At 60.3% G+C, this 18,937-nt stretch carries 2 protein-coding genes; one reads left to right on the plus strand and one right to left on the minus strand.

Annotated elements, in window-relative coordinates:
- Positions 1–72 precede the first annotated feature (72 nt).
- Positions 73–17,235 carry an immunoglobulin-like domain-containing protein gene (locus LOY54_RS00685; protein ID WP_258608780.1) on the minus strand — a complete coding sequence of 5,721 codons (17,163 nt, stop codon included), beginning with the start codon at positions 17,233–17,235 and terminating at the stop codon, positions 73–75.
- A gap of 347 nt (positions 17,236–17,582) precedes the next feature.
- On the opposite strand from LOY54_RS00685, the gene LOY54_RS00690 reads away from it, so the two are divergent.
- Entirely contained in the window at positions 17,583–18,920 is a 1,338-nt protein-coding gene (locus LOY54_RS00690) for a TolC family outer membrane protein (protein ID WP_258608782.1), read from the plus strand.
- Positions 18,921–18,937 lie beyond the last annotated feature (17 nt).

Consider the following 18,937-nt stretch of genomic DNA (forward strand, 5'->3'; position numbering starts at 1 on the left):
GCGCTGTGAATACGGTGCAGGCAAAGTCCGCAGCACCGCGCCAGCCCCGGGAGGGCTGGCGCAGGCCGTGGATCAGCTGTTGGAGTGGTCGATCTTGATGGTCGGGTCGGCACCGGTTACCAGCGAGTTGATCGTGGTATTGGCCCAGTTGACGCCTTCCAGCTTGATCGTCACATCGGCATTGGCCAGGCCACCTGTGGCATTGAGCTTGCCTTCGGAGCTGACCTGCAGCGTCGACTCACCGTTGACCGTGGTGATCTTCAGGTAGTTGTCGATGGTGCTGGCCTTCTCGCCCTGGAGCAGGTCGCTCAGGTCCAGACGGTCGCCTTCGGCAGCCTTGAAGTCCTTGATCACGTCCTTGCCGGTGTCGCCGGCCTTCCACACGAAGGTGTCGGCACCGCTGCCACCGATCAGGATGTCATCGCCCTTGCCGCCGATGAGGATGTCGTTGCCTTCACCGCCCAGCAGTGTGTCGTTGCCGGTACCACCGAGCAGGATGTCATTGCCCTTGCCGCCATCGAGGTAGTCGTTGCCACCCTGGCCGAAGAGAATGTCGTTGCCGTCGCCACCGATGAGGATGTCGGCGCCATCGTTGCTGCGCGACACATCGAACTCGCTGACGTGCTCGCTGATGTACTGGTGCAGCACACGGCCATCGACGTCACCCAGGGCTACGCCCAGCTTGCCGGCCACGTAGGCCTGCATGGCCTCGACACCGTTGCCGGCGATCGAGTCGAAGCTGACCAGGTCGCCGAACAGGATGTCGTGGCCGTCGCCGCCGCTGACCGTATCGTTGCCCGGCTTGGTGGCCTCGGTGTGTCCGAGGATCGCCTCGGCCAGCTTGCTCGGGTCGATGTTGGTCTGCGGCTTGCCGTCACTGTCGAACGGCTTGAGGTCGTTGACGTTGACGCCACTGTTGAGGCCGATGGCTTCAACGCTGGACAGCCCGCTGAGGATCTTGAAGCCGTCCAGCGAGTTATTCCAGGTGTCGTTGCTGGTGCCATTGCCCCAACCGGAACGGCTGGACAGCTCGAAGGTGCCGTCGCCCTGGGCACGAATGGTGCCCGAGGTCGAGGTGTACCAGCTGCCGTAGTACTTGTACTGGGCATTGAGGTTACCGTCGGCGTCGATACTGACCCGGTTGTTGCTGTCCAGCTGGTAGCGGTTCAGCGTATCGCCAGGCTTGTAGTTGATCGCCTGGAGGAAGCTGTCCAGGGTCCAGCCGGAGTTGGCCAGCTGCGGGTTGCCTTGCTCGTTGGCCTGGTGGAAGGTCGGTTGGCCGTCGGTAATGAAGAACGTCTGGTTGCTACCGGTGTTGCCGGCATTCTTCAGGGTCTGGAACCAGTTGGCCGTGGTCTTGAAGGCGTCCTCATAGTTGGTGCCGCCGTCGGAGTACATGGCCTTGAGCGCATCCTTGAGCGCTTGCAGCGAGCCGGCATCGGACAGGTTGACCGAGACTGACTTGTTCACCTGGCTGGAGAAGTCCACCAGCAGGATGTTCACGGTACCCGACTGCGCACCCTTGACGCTGTTGGCCAGGGTGTCGAACACCGACTGCAGGGACTTTTGCGCAGCGTCGACACCGGCGGCTTTCATACTGCCGGAGGTATCGACGATGAACGCCAGGTTGTAGTCCTGCCCCGGTACCACGTGCAGGCCGTTGACGTCGGCGACGACGATGTCGTTGCCGGTGCCAAGCTCGCGGCTGTCGTTCTCGGCCGTCAGGTTGCTGGTGGTGTAGGTATCCGGGTAAACGGTGACCTTGATGGTGCCCTGGGTGAAGTCGGTGCTGCCGTTGGCCTTCTCGGTTGCCCGCGAAGTGACGGTCACATCGAACTGGCCCTGGTAGTAGGCTGGCGGCTTGATGCTCAGGCCGTTGAGGTTCCAGCCGGTGACATCGACTTCGCCCTTGCCGACGGTGACAGTGTGGCCGGCGCCATCGCTGAGCACCGAGCCTGCCGGAATACCGCCGAGCTTGACGTTGAGGGTTTCCGAGCCATCGGTGTCGGTGAGGTTGGTGGCGATACCGACCAGCTTGACGGTGCCGTTCTCGGCGCCTTCATTGAGCTTGTAGCCCTGGTAGTAACCTTCACCGTTGGCACCGTGCAGCTCGCCAACGGTAACGCCGGCGTTGGTCAGCTCGTTCACGCCCGGGTACATCGGGATGTTGGCGTTGCTCAGGTCGACCGGGGTGCTGCCGTTGACCGACAGGTTGACGTCATAGCTGCCCGGGCCGGTCTGGTTGGCGTGGTAGATGTCCAGGGTGTAGTAGCCGCTGATGGTCGGCTTGAACGAACCACTGATCGCACCGCCTGCACCCCAGGTCGCCTGGGCCACATTCTTGCCGCCGATGGTGATCAGCAGGCTGTCATCGCCGACACCGCTGAAGCTGTAGGTCTTGCCCGCTTCGAGGTAGATCAGGCCGGAGGTCTTCGAGCCCGAACCGCCGACGACGCTGGCGTCCGACTGGGCGTTGGTGACCTGCGAGCTGCTGTTGGCCTTGCCCGAGTTGTCGAACACAGTTTTCAGCGCATCGCCGGTGATGCCGTTGCCGTTGGTGCCCAGGCCGTTGAGGCTGTTCCAGGTCTCTTTGACCAGGCCAATCGAGTTGACGTTGTTGCTGCCGATGTTCAGGTCAGGCTTGTCGGCCACCGGGGTGATATCGACCTTGATGGTGGCTTCGTTGCCCAGGCCCTGGCCGTCGGTTGGCTTGTACTTGATCTGTGCGTAGTCGGCTTCTTTGTTGCCGACGCCGGTGCCGCCGTTGGCATCGATGCCCGACTCGTTGCGATCCGGCACGAACTTCAGCTTGCCAGCGTCGATGTCAGCCTTGCTGAAGACCTTGCCAGCGTCGGCTTCAGTCAGGGTTTTCCAGACGTTGCCATCTTTGTACTGCAGCACGCCGTCGGCAGGCAGTTTGGTGATGGTCAGGCCCAGGTTGGCTGCCGGGGTGTCGGCATCGGTGATGCCGAAGTTGGCCCAGCTCAGCACCAGGTCGGTGTCTTCGGTACCGGTCACGGCGCCGCCCGCGGCAACCGGTGCCTCGTTGCTGACAATGGTGGTGGTGACACTGCCAGCGCTGCCGCTGATCGCCAGGTTCTCGAAGTTGCCGCCAGTGGCCGAGTCGATCTTCACGGTGAAGTTCTCGGCGCTCTCGGCAATGCCGTCACGGATGATCGGCACGCTGAAGGTACCGGTGTTGCTACCGGCCTTGATCACCACGGTGGCCACGCCGGTGTAGTCCGCACCATTGGTGGCGGTACCGGTATAGGTCAGCTTGATGACCACATCGGTTTGCGCCTTGTTGGTCAGGGTCAGGGTGTAGTTGGCCGAGTCACCTTCTGCCACCGAGGTGGTGCCGGTGATGCTGACGGTGGTGGTGTCGATGGTATCGGTCACCTGGGTGACGGCTGGCTGCTTGCTGATTGCTAGGTCTTCGAAGTTGCCACCGCTGGCGCCGGTAATGGTCGCGTTGACACTGCCGGCATCGATGTACACGTCATCCGCTGGCGCAGGCACGCTGGCAGTGCCGGTGGTCTTGCCGGCCTCGATGGTGATCGTCGCACCGTTGCTCAGGGTTACGGTGACCGCGGTCTGCGCCTTGTTGCTCAAGGTCGCGGTGTAGATGATGTTGCCACCTTCGGCAACCGATGGCGTGGCGCTCAGGGTCAGGTTGGTGGTGTCGATGGTGTCGGTGACGCTGGTCACGGCGGACGAGCCGTCGATCTTCAGTTCTTCGAAGTCACCACCGGTGCTGCCAGTGATTTTCGCACTGACGCTACCGGCATCGATGTACACATCATCGCCAGGGGCGGCGATGGTTACCTTGCCCTCGGTCTGGCCCTTGGCAATGGTGATGGTCTCACCGTTGCTCAGGGTCACTTTCATCTCGGTGCCCGCCGGGTTGCTCAGCTTGGCCACGTAAGTGATCGAGCCACCTTCAGCCACGGTCGGCGTCGCGGTCAGGATCAGGCTGGTGGAGTCCTTGGTGCCCGGGCCGTCGGTGACGGTGGTGCTGGTGTTGCCAGTGCTGACCAGTTTCTCGTAGTTGCCACCGGTGGTGCCGGTGATGCTGTTGGTCAGGGTCGGATTGGTGGTGTGCACGTTGTTTGGCGCAACGTAGTCCACGGTGCCGGTGCTGGAACCTACAGGGATGGTGATCTTCTGGCCGTTGGCCAGGCTGATGACCAGGTCGGAGCCGGTTACAGGCGCGCTGACTTTGGCGGTGTAGGTCACTACGCCGCCTTCGACCACGCTGTTGGTGCTGGCGGTCAGGGTCACGGTGCTGGTGTCGATGGTGTCAGTGACGTTGGTCACTGCCGGTACGTTGCTCACGGTCAGCTGTTCGAAATCGCCACCGGTGGTGCTGGTGACGGTCACGCTCAGCTTGCCGGCGTCGATGTACACATCGTCGCTCGGGGCATCGATGGTGATCTTGCCTTCGGTCTGGCCCTTGGCGATGGTGATGACTTCACCGTTGCTCAAAGTGACCTTCATTTCGGTGCCGGCCGGGTTGGTCAGCTTGGCCACGTAGGTGATCTTGCCGCCTTCTGCCACGGTGTCGGTAGCCGTCAGCGACAGGCCGGTGTTGTCCTTGGTACCCGGGCCATCGGTGACGGTGACGGTGGTGTTGCCGGCGCTATCGAGCTTCTCGTAGTTACCGCCGGTGGTACCGGTGATGCTGTTGGTCAGGGCAGGGTTGGTGGTGTGTACGTTGTTTGGCGCAACGTAGTCCACGGTGCCGGTGCTGGAACCTACAGGGATGGTGATCTTCTGGCCGTTGGCCAGGCTGATGACCAGGTCGGAGCCGGTTACAGGCGCGCTGACTTTGGCGGTGTAGGTGACCACGCCGCCTTCGACCACGCTGTTGGTGCTGGCGGTCAGGGTCACGGTGCTGGTGTCGATGGTGTCTTTGACGTCGGTGACTGCCGGGGTGTTATCCACAGCCAGTTTCTCGAAGTCGCCACCGGTGGTGCCAGTGACCGTCACGCTCAGCTTATCGGCGTCGATGTACACGTCGTCGCTTGGGGCATCGATGGTGATCTTGCCTTCTGTTTGCCCCTTGGCGATGGTGATGACTTCACCGTTGCTCAGGGTGACCTTCATCTCGGTGCCGGCCGGATTGGTCAGCGTCGCGGTGTAAGTGATCGACCCGCCTTCATTGACCGTTGGAGTCGCGGTCAGCTTGAGGCTGGTGGTGTCGTCGGTGCCTGGACCGTCGGTGACGGTGGTCACCGGGTTGCCCGCAGTGTCCAGCTTCTCGTAGTTACCGCCGGTGGTGCCGGTGATGCTGTTGGTCAGGTCCGGGTTTGTGGTGTGCACGTTGTTTGGTGCAACGAAGTCCACGGTGCCGGTGCTGGAACCTACAGGAATGGTGATTTGCTGACCGTTGGCCAGGTTGATCACCAGCGCAGAGCCGGTCACCGGAGCGGTGACGGAAGCGGTGTAAGTAACGACGCCGCCTTCAGTCACGCTAGGGGTTGCGGTCAGAGTAACGGTGCTGGTGTCGATGGTGTCGGTGACTTCAGTCACGGCCGGAGTGTTATCCACAGCCAGTTTCTCGAAGTCACCGCCAGTGGTACCGGTCACGGTCACGCTGACTTCGCCAGCATCGACGTACACGTCGTCTTCTGGAGCTGGAACAGTGATGCTGCCTTCAGTCTGACCCTTGGCGATGGTGATGACTTCACCGTTGCTCAGAGTGACTTTCATCTCGGTGCCCGCCGGGTTGGTCAGCGTGGCGGTGTAAACAATCGAACCGCCTTCTTCAACCGAGCCAGTCGCGGTGAGTTTCAGACCGGTAGTGTCATCGGTGCCTGGGCCATCAGTAACGGTAGTTACCGGATTACCAGCGGTATCCAGTTTCTCGTAGTTACCACCGGTGGTGCTGGTGATGCTGTTGGTCAGGTCCGGGTTGGTGGTGTGCACGTTGTTTGGTGCAACGAAGTCCACGGTGCCCGAGCTGGAACCCACAGGGATGGTGATCTGTTGGCCGTTAGCCAAATTGATCACCAGCGCGGAGCCAGTCACTGGCGCAGTAACCGAAGCGGTGTAGGTGACAACGCCGCCTTCAGTCACGCTCGGAGTCGCAGTCAGGGTGACAGTCGAAGTATCGATGGTGTCAGTCACTTCGGTGACGGCCGGGGTGTTATCCACAGCCAGTTTCTCGAAGTCGCCGCCGGTAGTACCAGTGACAGTGACGCTGACTTCGCCCGCATCGACGTACACATCGTCTTCAGGAGCCGGAACAGTGATGCTGCCTTCGGTCTGGCCTTGGGCGATGGTGATGACTTCACCGTTGCTCAGAGTGACCTTCATTTCGGTGCCAGCTGGGTTGGTCAGCGTGGCGGTGTAGATGATGTCGCCGCCTTCAGCGACGGAGCCGGTGGCAGTCAGCTTGAGACCGGTAGTGTCATCAGTACCTGGACCGTCGGTGACGGTGGTCACTGGGTTGCCCGCAGTGTCCAGCTTCTCGTAGTTACCACCGGTGGTGCTGGTGATGCTGTTGGTCAGATCCGGGTTGGTGGTGTGGACGTTGTTCGGTGCAACGAAGTCCACGGTGCCCGAGCTTTGGCCGACCGGAATGGTGATTTGCTGACCGTTGGCCAGAGTGATCACCAGGTTCGAACCAGTGACTGGTGCAGTAACCGAAGCGGTGTAGGTGACAACGCCGCCTTCGGTGACGCTTGGGGTAGCGGTCAGCGTGACAGTCGAAGTATCGATGGTGTCAGTCACTTCGGTGACGGCTGGAGTGTTATCCACAGCCAGCTTCTCGAAGTCGCCGCCAGTAGTACCGGTTACGGTGACACTGACTTCACCGGCATCGACGTACACATCGTCTTCAGGAGCCGGAACAGTGATGCTGCCTTCGGTCTGGCCTTGGGCGATGGTGATCACTTCACCATTGCTCAGGGTGACCTTCATTTCGGTGCCCGCCGGGTTGGTCAGCGTGGCGGTGTAGATGATGTCGCCGCCTTCAGCGACGGAGCCGGTGGCAGTCAGCTTGAGACCGGTAGTGTCGTCAGTGCCTGGGCCGTCGGTGACGGTGGTGACCGGGTTGCCGGCAGTATCCAGCTTCTCGTAGTTACCGCCCGAAGTGCCGGTGATGCTGTTGGTCAGATCCGGGTTGGTGGTGTGCACATTGTTTGGTGCAACAAAGTCCACGGTGCCGGAGCTTTGGCCGACTGGGATGGTGATCTGTTGGCCGTTGGCCAGGTTGATGACCAGCGCAGAGCCGGTCACCGGAGCAGTAACCGAGGCGGTATAGGTAACCACGCCGCCTTCGGTAACGCTTGGAGTCGCGGTCAAAGTGACAGTCGACGTATCGATAGTGTCAGTCACTTCGGTGACGGCTGGAGTGTTATCCACAGCCAGCTTCTCGAAGTCACCGCCGGTAGTACCGGTGACAGTCACGCTGACTTCGCCCGCGTCGACGTACACGTCGTCTTCTGGAGCTGGAACAGTGATGCTGCCTTCGGTTTGACCCTTGGCGATGGTGATGACTTCACCGTTGCTCAGGGTGACTTTCATCTCGGTGCCAGCTGGGTTGGTCAGCGTGGCGGTGTAGATGATGTCGCCGCCTTCAGCGACGGAGCCGGTGGCGGTGAGCTTCAGACCGGTAGTGTCATCAGTACCTGGACCGTCGGTGACGGTGGTGACCGGGTTGCCGGCAGTATCCAGCTTCTCGTAGTTACCGCCCGAAGTGCCGGTGATGCTGTTGGTCAGATCCGGGTTGGTGGTGTGCACATTGTTCGGCGCAACGAAGTCCACGGTGCCCGAGCTTTGGCCGACCGGGATGGTGATTTGCTGACCGTTGGCCAAATTAATCACCAGCGCGGAGCCGGTAACCGGTGCAGTAACCGAAGCGGTGTAGGTGACAACGCCGCCTTCAGTGACGCTCGGAGTCGCAGTCAGGGTGACGGTCGACGTATCGATGGTGTCGGTGACTTCGGTGACAGCAGGGGTGTTATCCACAGCCAGCTTCTCGAAGTCGCCGCCAGTAGTACCGGTCACGGTGACACTGACTTCACCGGCATCGACGTACACATCGTCTTCAGGAGCCGGAACAGTGATGCTGCCTTCGGTCTGACCCTTGGCGATGGTGATCACTTCACCGTTGCTCAGAGTGACCTTCATTTCGGTGCCAGCCGGGTTGGTCAGCGTGGCGGTATAGACGATCTCGCCGCCTTCAGCGACGGAGCCGGTGGCGGTCAGCTTGAGACCAGTAGTGTCATCAGTACCTGGGCCATCAGTAACGGTAGTGACCGGATTACCAGCAGTGTCCAGCTTCTCGTAGTTACCGCCGGTGGTGCTGGTGATGCTGTTGGCCAGATCCGGGTTGGTGGTGTGGACGTTGTTCGGTGCAACGAAGTCCACGGTACCCGAGCTGGAACCCACAGGGATAGTGATCTGCTGACCGTTGGCCAGGTTGATCACCAGCGCAGAGCCGGTCACCGGAGCGGTGACGGAAGCGGTGTAGGTAACAACGCCACCTTCAGTCACGCTCGGAGTCGCAGTCAGAGTGACAGTCGAAGTATCGATGGTATCGGTGACTTCAGTCACAGCGGCAGTCGGGTCGACTTCGACTTTCTCGAAGTCACCACCGGTGGTGCCAGTGATGGTCACGCTGACTTCTCCAGCATCAACGTACACGTCGTCTTCCGGTGCCGGAACAGTGATGCTGCCTTCGGTCTGACCTGCCGCGATGGTGATCACTTCACCGTTGCTCAGGGTGACTTTCATCTCGGTGCCGGCTGGATTGGTCAGCGTAGCGGTGTAGATGATGTCGCCGCCTTCGGCGACCGAGCCGGTGGCGGTCAGCTTGAGACCAGTAGTGTCGTCAGTACCTGGACCATCAGTAACGGTAGTAACCGGATTACCAGCGGTATCCAGTTTCTCGTAGTTACCGCCGGTGGTGCTGGTGATGCTGTTGGTCAGGTCCGGATTGGTGGTGTGCACGTTGTTTGGTGCAACGAAGTCCACGGTACCCGAGCTGGAACCCACAGGAATGGTGATCTGTTGGCCGTTAGCCAAATTGATCACCAGCGCGGAGCCAGTCACTGGCGCAGTAACCGACGCGGTGTAGGTAACCACGCCGCCTTCGGTGACGCTTGGAGTCGCGGTCAGCGTGACAGTCGAAGTATCGATGGTGTCAGTCACTTCGGTGACGGCCGGAGTGTTATCCACAGCCAGTTTCTCGAAGTCACCACCAGTGGTGCCAGTCACGGTCACGCTGACTTCGCCCGCATCGACGTACACGTCGTCTTCTGGAGCCGGGACAGTGATGCTGCCTTCGGTCTGACCTGCCGCGATGGTGATGACTTCACCATTGCTCAGGGTGACTTTCATCTCGGTGCCGGCTGGGTTGGTCAGCGTGGCGGTATAGACGATCTCGCCGCCTTCAGCGACGGAGCCGGTGGCGGTCAGCTTGAGACCAGTAGTGTCATCAGTACCTGGGCCATCAGTAACGGTAGTGACCGGATTACCAGCAGTGTCCAGCTTCTCGTAGTTACCTCCGGTGGTGCTGGTGATGCTGTTGGTCAGGTCCGGGTTGGTGGTGTGGACGTTGTTCGGTGCAACGAAGTCCACGGTACCCGAGCTGGAACCTACAGGAATGGTGATTTGCTGACCGTTGGCCAGGTTGATCACCAGCGCAGAGCCGGTCACCGGAGCGGTGACGGAAGCGGTGTAGGTAACTACGCCACCTTCGGTGACGCTTGGGGTAGCGGTCAGAGTGACAGTCGAAGTATCGATGGTATCGGTGACTTCGGTCACGGCAGCAGCCGGGTCGACTTCGACTTTCTCGAAGTCACCACCGGTGGTGCCAGTGATGGTCACGCTGACTTCTCCAGCATCAACGTACACGTCGTCTTCCGGTGCCGGAACAGTGATGCTGCCTTCGGTCTGACCTGCCGCGATGGTGATCACTTCACCGTTGCTCAGGGTGACTTTCATCTCGGTGCCGGCTGGATTGGTCAGCGTAGCGGTGTAGATGATGTCGCCGCCTTCGGCGACCGAGCCGGTGGCGGTCAGCTTGAGACCAGTAGTGTCGTCAGTACCTGGACCATCAGTAACGGTAGTAACCGGATTACCAGCGGTATCCAGTTTCTCGTAGTTACCGCCGGTGGTGCTGGTGATGCTGTTGGTCAGGTCCGGATTGGTGGTGTGCACGTTGTTTGGTGCAACGAAGTCCACGGTACCCGAGCTGGAACCCACAGGAATGGTGATCTGTTGGCCGTTAGCCAAATTGATCACCAGCACGGAGCCAGTCACTGGCGCAGTAACCGACGCGGTGTAGGTAACCACGCCGCCTTCGGTGACGCTTGGAGTCGCGGTCAGCGTGACAGTCGAAGTATCGATGGTGTCAGTCACTTCGGTGACGGCCGGAGTGTTATCCACAGCCAGTTTCTCGAAGTCACCACCGGTGGTGCCAGTGACAGTGACGCTGACTTCGCCGGCATCGACGTAGACGTCGTCTTCCGGCGCTGGAACAGTAATGCTGCCTTCGGTCTGACCTGCTGCGATGGTGATCACTTCACCATTGCTCAGGGTCACCTTCATTTCGGTGCCGGCTGGATTGGTCAGCGTCGCGGTGTAGATGATGTCGCCGCCTTCAGCGACGGAGCCGGTGGCGGTCAGTTTCAGACCGGTAGTGTCGTCAGTACCTGGACCATCAGTAACGGTGGTCACCGGGTTGCCTGCGGTATCCAGCTTCTCGTAGTTACCACCGGTGGTGCCGGTGATGCTGTTGGTCAGATCCGGATTGGTGGTGTGCACGTTGTTTGGCGCAACGAAGTCCACGGTGCCCGAGCTGGAACCCACAGGGATAGTGATCTGCTGACCGTTGGCCAGGTTGATCACCAACGCGGAGCCGGTCACCGGAGCGGTGACGGAAGCGGTGTAGGTGACCACGCCGCCTTCGGTGACGCTTGGCGTCGCGGTCAGCGTGACGGTCGAAGTGTCGATGGTATCGGTAACTTCAGTCACAGCGGCAGCCGGGTCGACTTCGACTTTCTCGAAGTCACCACCGGTGGTGCCAGTGACAGTGACGCTGACTTCGCCGGCATCGACGTAGACGTCGTCTTCCGGCGCTGGAACAGTAATGCTGCCTTCGGTCTGACCTGCTGCGATGGTGATCACTTCACCATTGCTCAGGGTCACCTTCATTTCGGTGCCGGCTGGATTGGTCAGCGTGGCGGTGTAGATGATGTCGCCGCCTTCAGCGACGGAGCCGGTGGCGGTCAGTTTCAGACCGGTAGTGTCGTCAGTACCTGGACCATCAGTAACGGTGGTCACCGGGTTGCCTGCGGTATCCAGCTTCTCGTAGTTACCACCGGTGGTGCCGGTGATGCTGTTGGTCAGATCCGGATTGGTGGTGTGCACGTTGTTTGGCGCAACGAAGTCCACGGTGCCCGAGCTGGAACCCACAGGGATAGTGATCTGCTGACCGTTGGCCAGGTTGATCACCAACGCGGAGCCGGTCACCGGAGCGGTGACGGAAGCGGTGTAGGTGACCACGCCGCCTTCGGTGACGCTTGGCGTCGCGGTCAGCGTGACGGTCGAAGTGTCGATGGTATCGGTAACTTCAGTCACAGCGGCAGCCGGGTCGACTTCGACTTTCTCGAAGTCACCACCGGTGGTGCCAGTGACAGTGACGCTGACTTCGCCGGCATCGACGTAGACGTCGTCTTCCGGCGCTGGAACAGTAATGCTGCCTTCGGTCTGACCTGCTGCGATGGTGATCACTTCACCATTGCTCAGGGTCACCTTCATTTCGGTGCCGGCTGGATTGGTCAGCGTCGCGGTGTAGATGATGTCGCCGCCTTCAGCGACGGAGCCGGTGGCAGTGAGTTTCAGACCGGTAGTGTCGTCAGTGCCAGGTCCGTCGGTGACGGTGGTCACTGGGTTACCGGCAGTGTCCAGCTTCTCGTAGTTGCCACCGGTGGTGCTGGTGATGCTGTTAGTCAGGTCCGGATTAGTGGTGTGCACGTTGTTTGGTGCAACGAAGTCCACGGTGCCGCTGCTCTGGCCGACTGGAATGGTGATCTGTTGGCCGTTAGCCAAATTGATCACCAGCGCAGAGCCGGTAACCGGAGCGGTGACCGAAGCGGTGTAGGTAACGACGCCGCCTTCAGTGACGCTTGGCGTCGCGGTCAGGGTGACGGTGCTGGTGTCGATGGTGTCAGTCACTTCGGTCACGGCTGGGGTGTTATCTACAGCCAGTTTTTCGAAATCGCCACCGGTGGTGCCAGTCACCGTGACGCTGACTTCGCCAGCATCGACGTACACGTCGTCTTCCGGCGCTGGAACAGTAATGCTGCCTTCGGTCTGACCTGCTGCGATGGTGATCACTTCACCATTGCTCAGGGTCACCTTCATTTCGGTGCCGGCTGGATTGGTCAGCGTAGCGGTGTAGATGATGTCGCCGCCTTCGGCGACGGAGCCAGTCGCGGTCAGCTTCAGACCGGTGGTGTCATCGGTACCTGGACCATCAGTAACGGTGGTCACTGGATTGCCGGCAGTATCCAGCTTCTCGTAGTTACCACCGGTGGTGCTGGTGATGCTGTTGGTCAGGTCTGGGTTGGTGGTGTGCACGTTGTTCGGTGCAACGAAGTCCACGGTGCCCGAGCTGGAACCCACAGGGATGGTGATCTGTTGGCCGTTGGCCAGGTTGATGACCAACGCAGAACCGGTCACTGGAGCAGTAACCGAGGCGGTATAGGTAACCACGCCGCCTTCGGTGACGCTTGGAGTTGCGGTCAGAGTGACGGTGCTGGTGTCGATGGTGTCGGTGACTTCGGTGACGGCTGGAGTGTTATCCACAGCCAGCTTCTCGAATTCGCCACCGGTGGTACCGGTCACGGTCACGCTGACTTCGCCCGCATCGACGTACACGTCGTCTTCTGGCGCTGGAACAGTGATGCTGCCTTCGGTTTGACCCTTGGCGATGGTGATGACTTCACCATTGCTCAGGGTCACCTTCATCTCGGTGCCGGCTGGGTTGGTCAGGGTGGCGGTGTAAACAATCGAACCACCTTCTTCAACCGAACCCGTCGCGGTCAGCTTGAGACCGGTAGTGTCATCAGTACCTGGACCATCAGTAACGGTGGTCACCGGGTTACCGGCAGTGTCCAGTTTCTCGTAATTACCACCGGTGGTGCTGGTGATGCTGTTGGTCAGGTCCGGATTGGTGGTGTGGACGTTGTTCGGTGCAACGAAGTCCACGGTACCCGAGCTGGAACCCACAGGAATGGTGATCTGTTGGCCGTTAGTCAAATTGATCACCAGCGCGGAGCCAGTCACTGGCGCAGTAACCGAGGCGGTGTAGGTGACAACGCCGCCTTCGGTGACGCTTGGGGTAGCGGTCAGCGTGACGGTCGAAGTGTCGATAGTGTCAGTCACTTCGGTCACGGCCGGGGTGCTATCCACAGCCAGCTTCTCGAAGTCGCCGCCAGTAGTACCGGTCACGGTCACGCTGACTTCGCCAGCATCGACGTACACGTCATCCGCCGGCGCCGGCAGGGTGATGCTGCCTTCGGTCTGGCCTTTGGCGATGGTGATGACTTCACCGTTGCTCAGGGTGACTTTCATCTCGGTGCCAGCCGGGTTGGTCAGCGTGGCGGTATAAACAATCGAACCACCTTCAGCAACCGAGCCAGTAGCGGTCAGTTTAAGACCGGTAGTGTCGTCAGTACCTGGACCATCAGTAACGGTAGTCACCGGATTACCGGCAGTGTCCAGCTTCTCGTAGTTGCCGCCGGTGGTGCCAGTGATGCTGTTGGTCAGGTCCGGGTTGGTGGTATGCACGTTGTTCGGCGCAACGAAGTCCACAGTGCCCGAGCTGGAACCCACAGGGATGGTGATCTGTTGGCCGTTGGCCAGGTTGATCACCAGCGCGGAGCCGGTCACTGGCGCAGTGACCGAAGCGGTATAGGTGACAACGCCGCCTTCGGTGACGCTTGGGGTAGCGGTCAAAGTGACAGTCGAAGTATCGATGGTGTCAGTCACTTCGGTGACGGCTGGAGTGTTATCCACAGCCAGCTTCTCGAAGTCGCCACCGGTGGTACCGGTCACGGTCACGCTGACTTCGCCCGCATCAACGTACACATCGTCTTCCGGCGCTGGAACAGTGATGCTGCCTTCGGTCTGACCTGCCGCGATGGTGATCACTTCACCATTGCTCAGGGTCACCTTCATCTCGGTGCCGGCTGGGTTGGTCAGGGTGGCGGTGTAAACAATCGAACCGCCTTCTTCAACCGAACCGGTCGCGGTCAGCTTCAGGCCGGTAGTGTCGTCAGTACCTGGGCCATCAGTAACGGTAGTTACCGGATTACCAGCGGTATCCAGCTTCTCGTAGTTGCCGCCGGTGGTGCCAGTGATGCTGTTGGTCAGGTCCGGGTTGGTGGTATGCACGTTGTTCGGCGCAACGAAGTCCACAGTGCCCGAGCTGGAACCCACAGGGATGGTGATCTGTTGGCCGTTGGCCAGGTTGATCACCAGCGCGGAGCCGGTCACTGGCGCAGTGACCGAAGCGGTATAGGTGACAACGCCGCCTTCGGTGACGCTTGGGGTAGCGGTCAAAGTGACAGTCGAAGTATCGATGGTGTCAGTCACTTCGGTGACGGCTGGAGTGTTATCCACAGCCAGCTTCTCGAAGTCGCCACCGGTGGTACCGGTCACGGTCACGCTGACTTCGCCCGCATCAACGTACACATCGTCTTCCGGCGCTGGAACAGTGATGCTGCCTTCGGTCTGACCTGCCGCGATGGTGATCACTTCACCATTGCTCAGGGTCACCTTCATCTCGGTGCCGGCTGGGTTGGTCAGGGTGGCGGTGTAAACAATCGAACCGCCTTCTTCAACCGAACCGGTCGCGGTCAGCTTCAGGCCGGTAGTGTCGTCAGTACCTGGGCCATCAGTAACGGTAGTTACCGGATTACCAGCGGTATCCAGCTTCTCGTAGTTACCGCCGGTGGTGCCGGTGATGCTGTTGGTCAGGTCCGGGTTGGTGGTGTGCACATTGTTCGGTGCAACAAACTCAACCGAGCCAGTACTTTGACCAACTGGAATAGTGATCTGCTGACCATTGGCCAAAGTAATAACCAGCGCAGAACCGGTAACCGGCGCAGTCACCGAAGCGGTGTAAGTAACTACGCCGCCTTCAGCAACACTGCTGTTCGCTGTCAAAGTGACAGTCGAAGTATCAATGGTGTCAGTAACTTGCGTTACAGCCGGAGTGCCATCTACAGCAACTTTTTCGAAGTCGCCGCCAGTGGTGCCGGTAACAGTGACGCTGACTTCACCGGCGTCGATGTAGACATCATCGGCAGGCGCAGCAACGGTAATGCTGCCTTCAGTCTGCCCCGCAGCAATGGTGATCACTTCACCATTGCTCAGGGTCACCTTCATTTCGGTGCCAGCCGGGTTGGTCAGCGTGGCGGTATAAACAATCGAACCACCTTCAGCAACCGAGCCAGTAGCGGTCAGTTTAAGACCGGTAGTGTCGTCAGTACCTGGACCATCAGTAACGGTAGTCACCGGATTACCGGCAGTGTCCAGCTTCTCGTAGTTGCCGCCGGTGGTGCCAGTGATGCTGTTGGTCAGGTCCGGGTTGGTGGTATGCACGTTGTTCGGCGCAACAAACTCAACCGAGCCAGTGCTCTGACCAACAGGAATAGTGATCTGCTGACCATTGGCCAGAGTAATAACCAGCGCAGAGCCAGTCACCGGCGCAGTAACCGAAGCGGTGTAAGTGACCACGCCGCCTTCAGCAACACTGCTGTTCGCGGTCAGGGTGACAGTCGAAGTATCGATGGTGTCGGTAACTTCGGTGACCGCCGGCTGGTTGCTGACCACCAGGTTTTCGAAGTTGCCGCCATCGACCTTGTCGATGCTGACGCTGACGTTGCCGGCATCGACATACACGTCATCGCTCGGCGCCGGCACGGTGACGCTGCCTTCGGTCTGGCCGGCGGCGATGGTGATCACCGCGCCGTTGCTCAGGGTCACGGTCACCGGGGTGCCGGCCGGGTTGGTCAGCGTCGCGGTGTAGATGATCGAGCCGCCTTCGGCGACGCTGCCGGTGGCGTTCAGGCTCAGGCCGGTGTCATCGATCGAGTCGGTGATGGTGGTGACCGCCGGGTTCGGGTTCGGTACCAGGTTCTCGAAGTTGCCACCAGTGGCGCCAGTGATGGTGGTGCTGACGCTGCTGCCGTTGTTGTAGACGTCGTTCGGCGGCGTCTGCACATCAACGGTGCCGGTGGTCTGGCCGGCGCCGATGGTGATGGTGCTGCCGTTGGACAGGGTGACGGTCACCGGCGTCTGCGCCGGGTTGGTCAGGGTGGCGGTGTAGGTGATCACGCCGCCTTCGGTGACACTCGGGTTGGCCGTCAGGCTGACCGTGGTGGTGTCGATGGTGTCGGTGATCTGGGTCACTGCCGGGGTGGTGTCCGGGGTGATGATCAGGCCCGCGCCGCCGGTGGTGCCGGTGATGGTCGCGGAGATTTCACTGCCGTCCAGGTACACGGTGTCGTTCGGCGGGATGGTCACGCTGACGCTGCCGGTGGTCTGCCCGGCGCTGATGACGATGACCTGGCCATTGGACAGGGTCACGGTCAGGTCGGTCAGCGGCGGCTGGCCCAGGGTGGCGGTGTAGATGATTACGCCACCGGCCTCGGTGATCGACGGCGTGGCACTCAGGCTCAGGCCGGATTCGCGCGTAGGCGTGGTGGTGTTGGGGTTGTTGGCATCGTCCAGGCCGCCCAGTTCCTGGGTCGCAGCGCCGGTAGCAAAGCCGATCGGGCCGGTCGGGAAGCCAATGGTCGGGTCGACCGAGCCTGCCGTGGCGTCGAGCATGACGAAGCTATGGCCACCACCGGCCGCGCCGCCGCTACCGGCGGCCGACGGGCCTGCTGCGGTGGCTTCGAGTTCGGTGGTCGGGTCAGCGCCGGCGGCGATGGCCTGTTGCAGCTCTTCGACCGAAGGCGCGGCCTGGGCGGTTGCTGCCGCCAGGTCAGTGCTGCTGTCCGGGGCCTCGGCACTCCATTGGGTGTCACGGCCCAGGTCCAGGGTGCGGCCGTCGGCCAGCTCCAGGGTGACGGCGCCGGCCAGGCCAGTGAGCACCTGCTCGCCAGCGAACAGGCGGTCACCTTCGATGAGTACACGTTGAATCCCTTCTGGGGATACGGCGATTACTTGGCCAACAATGCTTTTGACGATGGCAACAACACTGCTCATTGGACTCTCCGGGCTACCCGTTCAATTTGGCTTCCATGCCAGCCGGCGCTGAATTGCCGCTTTGTGATGGAATGTTTCAATAGTAAGTTTGGCACTTTTGACGTCAATATATTGTCGATAACTGTTGGCTATTAAGTTTATGCCAAAGTATTGACCTTCGTGCTGCCATCCTAAACAATCAGCACCGTAATGTCACATTGATATTTGAGCGGCTTCCACTCTTCCTCCGTACGCACCAAGTACCCCTTCGGAAGTTTCCGACATAAGGTCATTCCGGTTGCCATTTTCTAATGCAGCAACGATTTCTGCTGTGATTTGGGACAAGACGTCCCTGGGAAAAAAGTTAAATGCGCGCGTCACTGTTCACTGCTCTTCCTTTCGTCCTCGCCACCAGTTTCGTTCAAGCACAGAGCCTGCCAGAGGCCATGCAGAAAGCCCTCGAGGTACACCCGGAAATCCAGGCCGGGGTTAACAGCCGAATCGCTGCCGATTACCAACTGCGCGCCGCCAAGGGTGGTTACCTGCCACGTGTTGATGTGCTCGCCGGTTATGGCCGTGAAGGTACCGACAGCCCGAGCACCGGCAACCGCTGGGAAACCCTCAACCGTGGTGAGTCGAGCGTGCGCCTGCGGCAGATGGTCTTCGACGGTTTTGCCACCTCGAGTGAAGTTGGCCGTCAGCAAGCCACCGTCAACTCCCGCGCCTACTCGCTGCTGGGCGCCTCCGAGCGCACCGGGCTGACCGTTGCCCAGGTTTACCAGGACGTCCTGACCCGTCGCGAGATGGTCCGCCTGGCAGAAGACAACCTGCGCAGCCACGAACGCATCTATGACCAGATCAAGCTGCGTACCGCCCGCGGTGTCGGTCGCCTGGCCGACCTTGACCAGGCTGAAGCGCGTCTGGCCCAGGCCCGCAATAATCTGATCACCGAGCAGACCAACCTGGCCGATGCCAAGACCAACTACCTGAGCGTGGTCGGTCAGCTGCCGGACGAGTTAAGCAGCCCTGCGCCGTTTGTCGACCTGTTGCCGGCCAACCTCGACGAAGCCCGTCAGCAGATGGTCGAGAGCAGCCCGATCCTGCGCTCGGCAGAGTCCGATATCGCCGCGGCGGAGAAGCAATACGAGGCTGCAAAGTCTACTTTCTATCCGCGTTTCGATGCAGAACTCGGACGGACGGCCGATAACGACCTGGATGGCATGAACGGCCACAACAACGAATGGCAGGCTATGCTGCGTATGAGTTTCAACTTGTATGCCGGGGGCAGCAACAAGGCCGACCTGGAATCCAAGTCGTACCTGACCAACCAGGCGCTGGACATTCGCAACAATGCCTTGCGCCAGCTCAACGAGGAGCTCGGCCTGGCATGGAATGCTATGGACAACGCCAATGCGCAATTGCCGATCGCCCAGCAATACGTCGATCACAGCAACAGTGTGCGCAGCGCCTACCAGAAGCAGTTCAGCCTCGGCGAACGTACCTTGCTAGACTTGCTCGACAGCGAGAATGAACTCTTCACTGCCCAGCGCCGTCTGGCTGAAGTGAAGAACAGCCAAGTGTTTACTCAGTACCGAATCAAAGCGACCATTGGTCAACTGCTCAAGAGCCAGGGTGTTGTCGCACCGATGGCCTCCGTGGTGCAGAACGACCTTAAACCGAAAGTGAACCTGCCAGGCATGAACTGAGGTCCACTGTTATAGCC

Origin of the sequence: Pseudomonas sp. B21-032, assembly GCF_024748965.1 — a bacterium.
In the GTDB taxonomy this organism is placed as follows: domain Bacteria; phylum Pseudomonadota; class Gammaproteobacteria; order Pseudomonadales; family Pseudomonadaceae; genus Aquipseudomonas.